The sequence below is a fragment of the Nocardioides pakistanensis genome (genome assembly GCF_054781215.1).
The window spans coordinates 48,428-60,550 of record NZ_BAAGUV010000015.1 but is presented as its reverse complement, the minus strand read 5'-3'; the positions used below and the strand labels follow the sequence as shown (position 1 = coordinate 60,550).

15 protein-coding genes are annotated in these 12,123 nt (G+C 71.4%); 10 read left to right on the top strand and 5 right to left on the bottom strand.

The genetic code is table 11. The features are described from left to right. Nucleotides 1-281: 281 nt before the first annotated feature. The gene (locus ACYVIH_RS07295; protein ID WP_460867671.1) at nt 282-608 is read left to right on the top strand and encodes a hypothetical protein; all 327 of its coding nucleotides are present in this window, start codon (nt 282-284) and stop codon (nt 606-608) included. Here the strand turns inward: ACYVIH_RS07295 and ACYVIH_RS07290 are convergent, their stop codons facing one another. Next, complete coding sequence (locus tag ACYVIH_RS07290) at nt 609-1,832, bottom strand: MFS transporter (RefSeq protein ID WP_460867670.1); 1,224 nt, start codon at nt 1,830-1,832, stop codon at nt 609-611. 26 nt (nt 1,833-1,858) lie between these two features. Between ACYVIH_RS07290 and ACYVIH_RS07285 the strand changes: the two genes are divergently transcribed. The 3 genes from ACYVIH_RS07285 to ACYVIH_RS07275 all read left to right on the top strand — a co-directional run bounded on the left by ACYVIH_RS07285 (nt 1,859) and on the right by ACYVIH_RS07275 (nt 4,215). Further along, nucleotides 1,859-2,947 carry a ferrochelatase gene (locus tag ACYVIH_RS07285; protein ID WP_460867668.1) on the top strand — a complete coding sequence of 363 codons (1,089 nt, stop codon included), beginning with the start codon at nt 1,859-1,861 and terminating at the stop codon, nt 2,945-2,947. A 4-nt stretch (nt 2,948-2,951) separates the two neighbouring features. Continuing rightward, a complete protein-coding gene (locus tag ACYVIH_RS07280) occupies nt 2,952-3,749 on the top strand; it encodes an inositol monophosphatase family protein (protein WP_460867666.1) in 798 nt (265 codons plus the stop codon). Nucleotides 3,750-3,924: 175 nt separating this feature from the next. Beyond that, entirely contained in the window at nt 3,925-4,215 is a 291-nt protein-coding gene (locus tag ACYVIH_RS07275) for a DUF4193 domain-containing protein (RefSeq protein ID WP_460867664.1), read from the top strand. 60 nt (nt 4,216-4,275) lie between these two features. Here the strand turns inward: ACYVIH_RS07275 and ACYVIH_RS07270 are convergent, their stop codons facing one another. Next, nucleotides 4,276-4,533: a DUF4235 domain-containing protein gene (locus tag ACYVIH_RS07270; protein WP_460867662.1), complete on the bottom strand. Its 258-nt coding sequence runs from the start codon at nt 4,531-4,533 to the stop codon at nt 4,276-4,278. Between the two features lie 107 nt (nt 4,534-4,640). Continuing rightward, nucleotides 4,641-5,105 carry a DUF3093 domain-containing protein gene (locus tag ACYVIH_RS07265; protein WP_460867660.1) on the bottom strand — a complete coding sequence of 155 codons (465 nt, stop codon included), beginning with the start codon at nt 5,103-5,105 and terminating at the stop codon, nt 4,641-4,643. A gap of 98 nt (nt 5,106-5,203) precedes the next feature. Here ACYVIH_RS07265 and dut point away from each other — a divergent pair, with 98 nt between their 5' ends. Genes dut through ACYVIH_RS07245 form a run of 4 tightly spaced genes read left to right on the top strand, consistent with a single transcriptional unit; the run spans nt 5,204 to nt 7,444 of the window. Next, complete coding sequence (gene dut, locus ACYVIH_RS07260; RefSeq protein ID WP_460867659.1) at nt 5,204-5,686, top strand: dUTP diphosphatase; 483 nt, start codon at nt 5,204-5,206, stop codon at nt 5,684-5,686. Continuing rightward, nucleotides 5,683-6,351, top strand: coding sequence for a DUF3710 domain-containing protein (locus ACYVIH_RS07255; protein WP_460867657.1), 669 nt, complete (start codon nt 5,683-5,685; stop codon nt 6,349-6,351). The genes dut and ACYVIH_RS07255 overlap by 4 nt, the downstream gene beginning before the upstream one ends. Nucleotides 6,352-6,369: 18 nt before the next feature. Then, the gene (locus tag ACYVIH_RS07250; protein WP_460867656.1) at nt 6,370-6,735 is read left to right on the top strand and encodes an OB-fold nucleic acid binding domain-containing protein; all 366 of its coding nucleotides are present in this window, start codon (nt 6,370-6,372) and stop codon (nt 6,733-6,735) included. A gap of 4 nt (nt 6,736-6,739) precedes the next feature. Then, the gene (locus ACYVIH_RS07245) at nt 6,740-7,444 is read left to right on the top strand and encodes a DUF3159 domain-containing protein (RefSeq protein WP_460867654.1); all 705 of its coding nucleotides are present in this window, start codon (nt 6,740-6,742) and stop codon (nt 7,442-7,444) included. Here ACYVIH_RS07245 and ACYVIH_RS07240 read toward each other — a convergent pair. Continuing rightward, nucleotides 7,435-8,112, bottom strand: coding sequence for a potassium channel family protein (locus ACYVIH_RS07240; RefSeq protein WP_460867652.1), 678 nt, complete (start codon nt 8,110-8,112; stop codon nt 7,435-7,437). The two genes, ACYVIH_RS07245 and ACYVIH_RS07240, sit on opposite strands and share 10 nt — an antisense overlap. After that, on the bottom strand, nt 8,112-8,774 hold the full coding sequence (locus ACYVIH_RS07235; RefSeq protein WP_460867651.1) for a potassium channel family protein: 663 nt from the start codon (nt 8,772-8,774) through the stop codon (nt 8,112-8,114). The genes ACYVIH_RS07240 and ACYVIH_RS07235 overlap by 1 nt, the downstream gene beginning before the upstream one ends. Nucleotides 8,775-8,845: 71 nt before the next feature. On the opposite strand from ACYVIH_RS07235, the gene ACYVIH_RS07230 reads away from it, so the two are divergent. Together ACYVIH_RS07230 and ACYVIH_RS07225 are read left to right on the top strand one after the other, a co-directional pair. Beyond that, nucleotides 8,846-10,867 (top strand): APC family permease, encoded by a 2,022-nt coding sequence (locus ACYVIH_RS07230; RefSeq protein ID WP_460867649.1) that lies wholly within the window; start codon nt 8,846-8,848, stop codon nt 10,865-10,867. Continuing rightward, on the top strand, nt 10,864-12,090 hold the full coding sequence (locus ACYVIH_RS07225) for a class I SAM-dependent RNA methyltransferase (RefSeq protein ID WP_460867647.1): 1,227 nt from the start codon (nt 10,864-10,866) through the stop codon (nt 12,088-12,090). Before ACYVIH_RS07230 ends, ACYVIH_RS07225 begins: the two co-directional genes overlap by 4 nt. The last annotated feature ends 33 nt before the right edge of the window (nt 12,091-12,123 follow it).

Below are 12,123 nucleotides of genomic sequence, written 5' to 3'. Positions count from 1 at the left end.
GCACTGCTGTCATGCCTGCCACGCTCCCGGTCAGCACCGACACTTTCTGTGATCTGTCTCACATATCAAGATGATCGCGGCGAGCGGTTCAGGTTGGTGCCTTCGCGGCCCTCGGGCTGTGGCAGGGACCTGGAGTTCGGCGCACGGAACGCAGGCTCCCGTGACGGTCCCCCCCCGGTCCCAGGATGTGAGACCTCCGGGCCAACCGGTGCGCCCTGACCCGGTCCACCTTCGACCGAAGGTGGTTGTGCCACGACCCGGCGCCCGCGACTGTTGTGGGCATGAGTGGCGCGGATCGCCCGGTGATCCTCTACAAGCGATGGCTCCTGCGTGAGGGGACAGCGCTGGAGGACGTCGCCGACCTGGTCAGGGCAAGGATCGAGCCTCACTACCGCGAGCTCACCACGGACGTCGTCCTGAGCCTGGAGTCCCACGGCACGGACGCTGTGCTCGCCATCCAGCGCTGGCCCGACCGAGCATCACTCGAACGCGCCACGAGCGGCCCCGGGTTCGAGAGGTGGTGGGAGGCCTACCAGCCCGTGCTCACCGCCTGGGACGAGCTGGTGGACTTCGACGCCGAGTGGGAGACCGAGGACCTCCTCGGCTGATCAGGCAGATTCGGCGGCGCTCGCGGACCGCGCCGACGTGCGCCCGCGCGAGGGCATGGCGATGGTGGCGAGCGCGACGAGGGCACCGGCGGCCGCGGCAGCGACGGGGACCCAGTAGCTCGCCGAGGCGCCATGGCGGTCGATCACCGCACCCACCGCGGCCGCGCCTGGTGCGACGCCGGCGTACATGCCGGTCGTGGTGATCGAGATCCCCTCGGTCAAGCGACGAGCCGGCACCGTCTCCTCGATCCACGCCACGCTGGCGATCAGGGTGGGTGAGATCGCGAAGCCGGCCACGAACAGCATCAGTCCCATCAGCGCGAAGCCCTCCACGAAGGGCAGCGGGACGGTGGCGACCGCCAGAGCCACCATGCCCCAGCGGAACCGGACGGGGTTGGACCGGCGCCAGTGGACCACCCCGTAGGCGAGGCCGGCCAGCAGGCTGCCCAGCGCCATGACCGCGAGCAGCGGCCCGGAGCCGGCCTTCGAGCCGAGCTCCTCGGCGAAGGCGACGGTGGCCACCTCGATCCCACCGAAGACCACGCCCATGGCGAGGCCAGTCACCACGAGCGGACCCAGGACGACCCAGCCCATCGGCTCGCGCGGCCCGGCGCCGGTGTGCCCGCGGTGCGCCGGCGGCTCGGTGGCGCGCTGGCTCGCCAGCGCGAGCGTGCCCAGCAGGCCGGCCACCACCGCCGTACCCAGGCCCGCGACCGGGTGCACCGTCGTCGCCAGCAGGGTCACCAGGATCGGACCCAGCATGAACACCGCCTCGTCGGCGACCGCCTCCAGCGCGAACGCCGTCTGCAGCAGGCGCTTGTCCGGGACGTTGTGCGACCAGCGAGCGCGGACGCAGGAGCCGATCTGCGGCAGGGCGGCCCCGCCGAGGACGGCGAACGCGTGCGGCAGGGGAGTGCGCCAGCCCGCCTCGACGCCCCACATCATCAGGCCCATCGACGCGGCGAACACCAGGATCGTCCACGGCAGCACGCGGCTCTGCCCGAGCCGGTCGGCCATCCTGCCCTGGACGACCGCGAACCCTGCGTTGCCGACCAGGTAAGCCGCGGCCACCCCACCGGCGAGCTGGTAGGAACCGGTCCGCGTCGAGATCAGCAGCACGATGCCCAGGCTCGCCATCGAGATCGGCAGTCGCGCGACGAGGCCGGTGGCGGAGAAGAGGGCTGCGCCCGGCACGGCGAGGACCCGACGGTAGGAAGTGAGCATCAGAAGCGCAATCCTAAGATGGCCGCATGCACCCTGACGCGGCCCCGTACGACGCCCTGCTGATCGTCTCCTTCGGTGGTCCCGAGAGGCCCGAGGACGTGGTCCCCTTCCTCGAGAACGTGACCCGTGGCAAGGGCATCCCGCGCGAGCGTCTCGAGGAGGTCGGCCAGCACTACTTCCTCTTCGGCGGCCGCAGCCCGATCAACGACCTCAACCGTGAGCTGCTTGCCGCGATCCGCGAGGACCTCCGCTCCGCGGGGCTGGACATCCCGGTCTACTGGGGCAACCGCAACTGGGACCCCTACCTCACCGAGGCGATCGAGCAGATGAAGGCCGACGGGGTACGACGGGCCGCGTGCCTGTTCACGAGCGCGTACTCGTCGTACTCCGGTTGTCGTCAGTACCGCGAGAACCTGGCCGATGCCGTTGCCGAGGTCGGCGAGGGAGCACCACGGCTGGACCGGCTGCGTCACTACTTCAACCACCCCGGGTTCGTGGAGCCGATGGTCGACGCAACCCTGGCAGCGCTCGCGGAGCTCGACGAGGACGTCCGCCGCGACGCGCACGTGGTGTTCGTGACCCACTCGATCCCGCTGGCGATGAACGACGCCAGCGGCCCCGACGGCGGCGCCTACGTGGCCCAGCACCTGAGCGTGGCCGAGGCCATCGGCGAGCGGATCCGCCAGGAGACGGGGCACCGCTACGCCAGCGAGCTGGTCTACTGCTCCCGGTCGGGGGCTCCCCACGTGCCGTGGCTCGAGCCCGACGTGAACGACCACCTCGAACAGCTCGCCGCAGACGGTGTCCGCGGTGTCGTGGTCGTCCCGATCGGTTTCATCTCCGACCACATGGAGGTCGTCTACGACCTCGACACGGAGGCCAAGGCCACGGCCGAGAAGCTCGGCCTGGGCTTCGTGCGGGCCGCGACCGCGGGCGTCGACCCGCGCTTCGTCGCCATGGTGCGCGACCTGCTGCTCGAGCGTGCCGCCGCCGAACGCGGCGAGGAGGTCGCCCGGGCGACGGTCGGCGTGCTCGCCCCGTCCTGGGACGTGTGCCCGAAGGGGTGCTGCGCCAACCCGCGGGGCGAACGGCCGGCGCTGTGCGGCGAGGACTGACCCGGTGACGGATGCGGAGCTGCTCGAGCTGGCCCGCGACGTGGCGCTCGAGGCGGCGGCGCTCGTCCGCGGGCGGCGCGAGGCCGGCGTCTCGGTCACCGACACCAAGTCCAGCCCGGTCGACATCGTCACCGAGGCGGACCGGGCCGCCGAGGAGCTGATCTACACCCGGCTGACGCAGGCACGCCCCGGCGACGGGTTCCTCGGCGAGGAGGGCTCCTCCGCGGCGTCCGAGACGGGCGTCACCTGGGTGGTCGACCCGATCGACGGCACCGTGAACTTCCTCTACGGCATCCCGCAGTACGCCGTCTCGATCGCGGCGGCACGCGAGGACGGCGCCGTCGCCGGCGTCGTGGTGAACGTGGCGTCGGGGGAGACGTTCACGGCCACCCGGGGCGGCGGCGCGTGGCTCGACGGTCGGCGGCTCCGGGTCCGCGAGGTCGTCGCGCTCGAGCAGCGCCTGATCGGCACCGGGTTCAACTACGTTCGTGAGGTGCGGACCGCGCAGGCGGCGGCCGTGGGGCGGCTGCTGGCCACGGTGCGCGACGTACGCCGGCTCGGGTCGGCCGCTCTGGACCTGTGCGCGGTGGCGGCGGGACGGCTCGACGGGTACCTCGAGGAGGGGCTGAACCCCTGGGACATGGCCGCCGGCGGGCTCGTCGCGACCGAGGCCGGCGCGACCGTCGCCACCCGGCCCGGAGTCGGCGGCACCACCTGCGTCCTGGCCGCACCGGCGGGCGGTTTCACCGAGTTCGCCGACCTCGCCGAGGCGTGCGGATTCTTCGCCGACGAGCGGGAATAGACCGGGGCCGGCACCCGTTGACCCGGCACGCCGCCACGGGGAGCGGTGTGAGTCTCACGACACGATGCGGAATGCACGTGCAACCACCGCGAGGGATGGGGCACAATCCGCACGACTTGATCCCCGACGATCCTCGAGCATGACACCCCGGCACGACGGGGACAGGAGACTGAAGATGGCCACCGACTACGACGCACCCCGCAAGACCGACGAGGACCAGTCCGAGGAGAGCCTCGAAGAGCTCAAGGCGCGGCGCCACGACAAGAACTCCGGGAAGGTCGACGAGGACGAGGCCGAGGCGGCCGAGTCGTTCGAGCTCCCCGGGGCTGACCTCTCCCACGAGGAGCTCGCGCTCGAGGTCAAGCCTCGCCAGGAGGACGAGTTCACCTGCATGAGCTGCTTCCTGGTCCACCACCGCAGCCAACTCGCCGACGAGAAGAAGATGATCTGTCGCGACTGCGCCTGATCGCCCGAACAGCAGACGACGGCCGGCTCCACGTGCGGGAGCCGGCCGTCGTCTCGTTCGTCAGGAAGTCGCCTGCTGCAGGTTCGGCGGCAGGTGGCCGGTCGACCGGCGGTAGTAGTCGGCGGCCTTGCGGGAGGCGAGCATCCGGGCGACACCGATCGCGACGCCGCTGACCACGGCCCAGGTGACCGCCTCGCCGATCGAGACGTCCGGGTCGGCCGGGTTCGCCGGCGGCTCCTTGCCGGTGGCCACCTTCCACGAGGTGGTCATCGCCTTTCGTGCCGCGATGCCGGCGAAGACGGTCGAGGCGAGTGCCATCGCACTCCAAGCCTTCGAGCCCGAGGCCATAGGTTCCTCCTGTGTAGGGGTGGGTGGCGAGCACGGTCAGTCTGCCACTGCGGGGACCGGTGGGTACCCGTGCCGGGTCAGGGCAATCCCGCGCCGGCGAGCGCAGCGGTGAGCTTCTCCGGGTGTCGCGTCGAGACCATCCAGTACGGCGTCGGGTCCATCGGGTCGGTGACGGTGACCCGCACCGCGCGCTTCAGGTACGGACGCAGCAGCAGGTAGGCGTGGACGTTCGCCTCACGGCCGGCCAGCAGCCGGGTCTGTTCACGGTCGAGGGCGACGGGGTCGGCCAGCAGGCTGAGCGGGATCTGGGCGCGGCCCGCGTGGAGCACCCCCTCCACGATCCGGATCCGGGCCGAGCCGTAGGTCAGGAACAGCGCCACCACACCCACGGCGAAGGCTCCGGTCGCGGTCCAGGCCACTGCTGCCGGCAGCGCGACGATGAAGGCGAGCCAGATGCTGGCCAGGAACATCACGGCCTGCACCCACCAGCGCAGCGGGACGTGCAGGCGCTCGTCGTACTCCACGCTTGTCTTCGCACTCACGCCGGTCACTCGCTCACTCGTCCACTGGTCGGCCGCTGGTTCGTCGGGGACAAGCCTGCCACCGCCCCCGCCGCCGGCTGCCGATAGGGTCGGCGACCATGCAGGAGGACGTGGAGATCCAGATCCGCCGGCTCGACGCCGAGGTCCCGCTGCCGTCGTACGCGCACCCCGGTGACGCGGGTGCCGACCTGACCACCACGGTCGACGTCGAGCTCGCGCCCGGGGAGCGGGCGATGGTGCCGACCGGGATCAGCATCGCGCTCCCCGAGGGATACGTCGCCCTGGTGCACCCTCGCTCGGGGCTGGCGGCACGCAGTGGCATCTCGATCGTCAACGCTCCGGGCACCGTCGACGCCGGTTACCGCGGCGAGGTGAAGGTGATGCTGATCAACCTCGACCCCGCCGAGCCGGTGCGGCTGCGACGTGGTGACCGGATCGCCCAGCTCGTCGTGCAGCGGGTGGAGCACGCCAGGTTCGTCGAGGTGGAGCAGTTGCCGGACTCCGTGCGTGGTGCGGGGGGTTACGGTTCTACCGGAGGTTTCGGCACCAACGCGCGACCAGCGTTCGAGGAGAAGCAGTGAAGTTCCGTCGCAAGAACACCCCGGAGGGCCCGCCCGCGGAGGCCACGTCGGACGAGTCCGGCACGGCGGCGCCGTCCCCGGCAGGGGGACAGGATGCCCGCGCGCAGGGTCCGTGGGACTCCTCGGAGGTGGACCTCGAGGCGGAGACGGCTGCTCGGGTCGACCTCGGCGGTCTGCTGGTCAAGGGCCGGCCGGGGCTCGAGCTGCGGCTCCAGGTCGACGAGAAGACCCAGCAGGTGGCCGCGGTGATGCTGGTGAACCAGGAGGGCGCGCTGGAGCTGCGCCCGTTCGCGGCCCCGCGCAACGGCGGGATCTGGCCCGACATCCGCAAGCAGATCGCCGCAGAGACCGCCCGCCGTGGTGGGACCGCCACCGAGGCCGAGGGTGCCTTCGGCACCGAGCTGCGCGTGGCCATGCCGGCCAAGACGCCCGACGGCAAGCCGGCCACCCAGCCGTCCCGGGTGCTCGGCGTCGAGGGTCCGCGCTGGCTGCTGCGCGCCACCTTCCTCGGCCGGCCGGCGATGCAGCCGCAGGACGACGGGGAGCTCGAGACCGCGCTGCGCGACGTGGTCGTGGTCCGCGGCGCGGGCCCGATGGCCCCCGGGGAGCCGCTGCCGCTGGTGATGCCGGCCAATGCCCGTCAGGTCCAGCCCGGTGGCTCCTGACGTGACTAGGCTTGTCGTATGTCCGAGGTGAAGGGCCGGTTCCGGCGCACCCTCTCGCGCTGGGCCAGCAGTGACGACCTCGAGGCCAAGGAGCTGCGCAGCGACACGGCCCGGGCCGGTTGCTGTGCGATCGCCGATGCCGCCGACCGGGAGTGCGTCGACCTGCAGGGCAGCCTGCGCACGGTCACGCTGCGTCCTCGCGGTGGCGTGCCCGCGCTCGAGGCCGAGCTGTACGACGGCTCTGGCGTGATCACCCTGGTGTGGCTCGGCCGGCGCCGGATCGCGGGGATCGAGCCCGGCCGCTCGGTGAAGGTGCGCGGGCGGATCGGCGTGCACGACCGCACCCGGATCATGTACAACCCGCGCTACGAGCTCAGGTACTGAGACCGTGTCCCGGCCCGATGCGACCGAGACCGTCGAGGCGGTGGTCCGTGCGCAGCTCGCGAACGCGCTCGGCGGCCGCCGGGGGATGGTCGAGGCCGCTGTGCCCACCATCCTGTTCACGGTCAGCTTCATCCTCAGCAAGGACCTTCAGCGCTCCCTGGTCGTGAGCGTCACGGCAGCCGTGGTGCTGCTCGTCGTCCGGCTCGTGCAGCGATCGACCGTGCAGTTCGTGGTCAACAGCCTGTTCGGGATCGGGATCGGCGCGTTCTTCGCCTGGCGCAGCGCCCAGGGCGGCGGCGACGCCAATGACCAGGCCCTGGCCTACTTCCTGCCCGGGATCCTCTACAACGCCGCCTACGCCGTGGCGATCACGCTGTCGATCCTGGTGCGGTGGCCGATCATGGGCTTCATGGTCGGCAGCGTGGCGGGCGACCCGACCGCCTGGCACCGCGACCCGCAGGTGGTCCGTCTGACCAGCCACCTGAGCTGGATGCTCGTGGTGCCGTGCGTGGTTCGGGTGGTCGTGCAGCTGCCGCTCTACGCCGCCGGGCGCAGCGGCGCGATGGATCCGGACCTGGCCGTGGGCGTGCTCGGGTTCTCCAAGATCCTCATGGGCTGGCCGTTGCAGCTGGCCGCGCTCGCCGCGATGGTCTGGCTGCTCGCGCGCGACCGCACCCCGATCCGGGCGGAGGGCGTCGCTCAGCCCTGAGGGCGGTGCTCGACCGGGGCCAGCAGCGACTGCAGCTCGGCCTCGGAGTCGGCGGCCGCGACGAAGAGCAGCTCGTCACCGGACTCGATCGGCTGCTCCGCCGTCGGGGTGTAGACCATCCCGTCGCGCAGGATGGTCACCAGCGCGCAGTTCTCCGGCCAGGGGATCAGGCCGGTCGGCTTCCCGACGTACGGCGAGTCCTCGGGCAGGGTCATCTCGACGAGGTTCGCGTTGCCCTTGCGGAAGGTGAACAGGCGCACCAGGTCACCGACGGTCACGGCCTCCTCGACGAGCGCCGACATGATCCGCGGGGTGGAGACGTTCACGTCCACGCCCCAGGCCTCGGTGAACAGCCACTCGTTGTTCGGGTGGTTCACCCGGCCCACGGTCCTGGGCACGCCGAACTCGGTCTTCGCCAGGAGCGAGGTCACCAGGTTCGCCTTGTCGTCACCGGTGGCGGCGATCACCACGTCGCAGTGCTCCAGGCGGGCCTCCTCCAGCGACGACAGCTCGCAGGAGTCGGCGAGCAGCCACTCCGCCTTGGGCACCCGGTCCGGCTTGATGGACGCGGGGTTCTTGTCGATGAGCAGGACCTTGTGTCCGTTGGTGATGAGCTCCCGGGCGATCGAGCGTCCGACCGCTCCTGCTCCGGCGATGGCGACGCGCATCAGTCGGCCTCCGGTCCGTTCTCGAAGACCGAGTAGACCCGGTCGGCGTTCTCCTCGCGCATCACGAGGTGGAGCACGTCACCTTCCTGGATGACGCTCTCGCGGGTGGGGAGCATGCCCTCCCCGAGCCGGTCGATCCAGGCGATCCGGCTGCCGGACTGCTGCTGGAACTCGACGGTGCGGTGGCCGATCCAGGCCTCGTTCACCCGGAACTGGTCGAGCCGGATCGTGCCCGAGGGGTCGCGGAAGTCCGGCTCGGCGCCGGCGGGAAGGATCCGTCGCAGCACCTGGTCGGCGGTCCACTTCACCGTGGCGACCGTCTCGATGCCGAGGCGTTGGTACACCTCCGCCCGGCCGGGGTCGTAGATCCGCGCGACGACCTGCTGGATCCCGAAGGTCTCGCGGGCGACGCGCGCGGCGATGATGTTGGAGTTGTCACCGCTCGACACCGCGCAGAACGCGTCGGCCTTCTCGATCCCGGCGCGGTCCAGCACGTCCTGGTCGAACCCGATGCCGGTGACCTTGATCCCCTCGAACGACGGCCCGAGACGGCGGAACGCGTCGGGGTTGCTGTCGATGACGGCAACGGTGTGGCCACGGTCCTCGAGGCTGCGGGCGAGCGTGGACCCCACGCGGCCACAACCCATGATCACGACATGCACGAGGACGACGCTACACCGGCGTGTGCCCGCATCGCGCGAGCTTCCCCGGGTCGTGGACTAGCCTTCGGTCCGTGGGTGTCGGCGACGTGTTCAAGCGGATCCTCCTGGGCCGCAAGCTGCGCAGCGGCCAGGGGGGTGGGCACCTGCTCCCCAAGCGCGTCGCGCTGCCGGTGTTCTCCAGTGACGCCCTGTCGTCGGTCGCCTACGCCCCCGACGAGATCTTCATCATGCTGTCGTTCGTCGGCGTCTCCGCCTACGCGTACTCCTGGACCATCGCGCTGCTGATCGGCGTGGTGATGCTGGTCGTGGTGGCGTCGTACCGCCAGACCGTGCACGCCTATCCCAGCGGTGGCGGCGACTACGAGGTCGCCACGGTGAACCTCGGTCCGAACGCCGGTGTCACCGTGGCGAGCGCGCTGCTGGTGGACTACGTGATGACCGTCGCGGTGTCGATCTCCTCGGCGGTGCAGACCGCGGCGGCAGCGGTGTCCTTCATCTCCGGGCGCGAGGCGCTGTACGCCGGGGGCCTGGTCCTGCTGCTCGCCGCGTTGAACCTGCGCGGCGTCCGGGAGTCGTCGTGGGCGTTCGCGGCGATGACCTACGGCTTCATGGTCGCGATCTTCGGGATGGCGGCCTACGGCCTGCTGCGGATGCTCGGCGGCACCCTGCCCGAGGCGGAGAGCGCCGGCTTCTCCGTCGTGAAGGCCGAGGGCTACGAGGGCCAGATCACCACGGTGGCGCTGGTGTTCCTGCTGGCCCGCGCGTTCTCCTCCGGCAGCGTGGCGCTCACCGGCGTGGAGGCGATCTCCAACGGGGTGCCGGCCTTCCAGCGTCCCAAGAGCCGCAACGCCGCCAACACGCTGCTCCTGCTGGCGGTGATCGCGATCGCGATGATGCTCAGTGTCATCGCCCTGGCGCGGGAGATGCGGCTGAGGTACGTCGACCCGCACCACCTCGAGCTGCTGCAGACCGCCGACGGCAGCCCGTTGCCCGAGGACCACGACCAGCACACCGTGCTCGCCCAGATCGCCCGCGGCGTCTTCGACAACTTCGAGCCGGGCTTCTACTTCGTGATCGCGATGACGGTGGTCGTGCTGCTGCTCGCGGGCAACACGGCGTTCAACGGGTTCCCGGTGCTGGGCTCGATCCTGGCCCGCGACGGGTACCTGCCCCGCCAGCTCGCCTCGCGCGGCGACCGGCTCGCCTACAACAACGGAATCCTGATCCTCGCCGTGCTCGCGGTGGTGCTGATCGTGGTGTTCGACGCCGAGGTCACGCGGCTGATCCAGCTCTACATCGTGGGCGTCTTCGTGTCGTTCACCCTGGGCCAGCTGGGCATGACTCGGCACTGGTCACGCCTGCTGCGCACCGAGACCGACCCGGCGGCCCGGCGCCGGATGATCCGCTCACGCGCGATCAACGCCTTCGGGCTCGGGCTGACCGGGTTGGTGCTCGTGGTCGTGCTGGTGACGAAGTTCCTGCTCGGGGCGTGGATCGCGATCCTCACCATGGGCACGTTCTTCATGATCATGAAGGGCATCCGGCGCCACTACGACGAGGTCGCCGAGGAGCTCACCGTCGAGCAGGACGACCAGGTGCTGCCGACCCGCGTGCACGCGATCGTGGCGGTGTCGAAGCTGCACAAGCCGACGATGCGTGCGCTGGCCTACGCGAAGGCCTCGCGGCCCAGCACGCTCGAGGCGGTGTTCGTCGACACCGACCCGGTCGCGACCGCGCGGCTCCTGGAGGAGTGGGACGCGCGGGGGATCGACGTACCCCTGAAGGTCCTGTACTCGCCGTACCGGGAGATCGTGAAGCCGATCGTGGAGTACGCCCGCAGCATCCGGCAGGCCAACCCGCGTGGGGTGGTCGCGGTCTACATCCCGGAGTACGTCGTGGGGCGGCGCTTCGAGCAGATCCTGCACAACCAGACCGCCTGGCGGCTGAAGAGCCGGCTGCTGTTCAACCCCGGCATCATGGTGATCTCCGTGCCGTTCCAGCTGAGGTCCTCCGAGCTCGCCGAGGAGCGCGCCGAGCGGGTGCAGCGGGCGACCAAGGCCGGCGACGTGCGTCGTGGCGGGGCCCGCCGGTGAGGCGGCAACCGCGGCAGCGCAAGGCGCGCGGACGCTCCCTGGTGGGGGAGCGCTACACCGTCGATGTCGGGCCGGTCGCGCACGGCGGGCACTGCGTCGCCCGTCACGAGGGCCGGGTGATCTTCGTGCGCCACGCGCTCCCGGGCGAGCGCGTCGTCGCCCGGGTGACCGAGGGGGGCGAGGGCTCCAAGTTCCTCCGGGCCGACGCCGTCGAGGTCCTCACCGAGTCCCCGGACCGGGTCGAGCCACCGTGCCCGTATGCCCGGCCGGGCCGATGCGGCGGTTGCGACTTCCAGCACGTGCGGCTCGACGCCCAGCGTGAGCTGAAGGCCGCGGTCGTGCGCGAGCAGCTGCAGCGCCTCGCGCGGCTGGACGTGGAGGTGACGGTCGAGCCGGTGCCCGGTGACCACGACGGCCTGGACTGGCGCACGCGCGTGCAGTTCGCCGTCGACCGCTCCGGCCGGCCCGGCCTCCGCAAGCACCGGTCCCGGCAGATCGAGTACGTCGACCGGTGCCTGATCGCGCACCCCGACCTTCCTGCCGTGCTCGACCGCCGCTGGGCCGGGCACGAGAGCGTCGAGGCGATCGTGTCGGCCACCGGCGAGCGGTTGCGGGTGCTGGCCGACCGGGACACGATCACCCTCGACGGCCCCGACGTGCTGCACGAGCAGGTGGACGGGCGCGGCTTCGAGGTGTCCGGGTCGGGGTTCTGGCAGGTGCATCCGGGTGCGGCCGACGTACTCGTCTCGGCGGTCGTGGCGGCTCTGGAGCCGCAGCCGGGGGAGCGGGCGCTCGACCTCTACTCCGGGGTGGGGCTCTTCTCCGCCTTCCTCGCGGATCGGGTGGGCCCGTCGGGGGCCGTCGTCGCGGTCGAGTCCGACCCGGTTGCGGTGTCCGACGCCGAGCGCAACCTCGCCGGGCTGCCCCAGGTGACCGCGGTCGTGGACCGGGTCGAGCGGGCGTTGGAGCGCGGCTCGGTGGGGGAGAGCTGCGACGTGGTCGTGCTCGACCCGCCCCGGGTGGGCGCCAAGCGGGACGTCGTCTCGGCGGTCGTCGCCCTCGGCCCCCGCGCGGTGGCCTACGTCGCCTGCGACCCTGGTGCCCTGGCTCGCGACGTGGCGATCTTCGCCGAGCACGGCTACCGGCTGGACTCCTTGCGGGCCTTCGACATCTTCCCGATGACGCACCACGTCGAGTGCGTCGCCGTGCTGGTGCCGGCCTGAGGGTCGACCCACGGAAGGCTGGTCGTGGCAGCA

Coding starts and splice junctions, on each gene's coding strand:
- ACYVIH_RS07295 (WP_460867671.1), top strand. CDS start 282: ATGAGTGGCGCGGATCGCCCGGTGATCCTCTACAAGCGATGGCTCCTG.
- ACYVIH_RS07290 (WP_460867670.1), bottom strand. CDS start 1,832: ATGCTCACTTCCTACCGTCGGGTCCTCGCCGTGCCGGGCGCAGCCCTC.
- ACYVIH_RS07285 (WP_460867668.1), top strand. CDS start 1,859: ATGCACCCTGACGCGGCCCCGTACGACGCCCTGCTGATCGTCTCCTTC.
- ACYVIH_RS07275 (WP_460867664.1), top strand. CDS start 3,925: ATGGCCACCGACTACGACGCACCCCGCAAGACCGACGAGGACCAGTCC.
- ACYVIH_RS07270 (WP_460867662.1), bottom strand. CDS start 4,533: ATGGCACTCGCCTCGACCGTCTTCGCCGGCATCGCGGCACGAAAGGCG.
- dut (WP_460867659.1), top strand. CDS start 5,204: ATGCAGGAGGACGTGGAGATCCAGATCCGCCGGCTCGACGCCGAGGTC.
- ACYVIH_RS07250 (WP_460867656.1), top strand. CDS start 6,370: ATGTCCGAGGTGAAGGGCCGGTTCCGGCGCACCCTCTCGCGCTGGGCC.
- ACYVIH_RS07240 (WP_460867652.1), bottom strand. CDS start 8,112: ATGCGCGTCGCCATCGCCGGAGCAGGAGCGGTCGGACGCTCGATCGCC.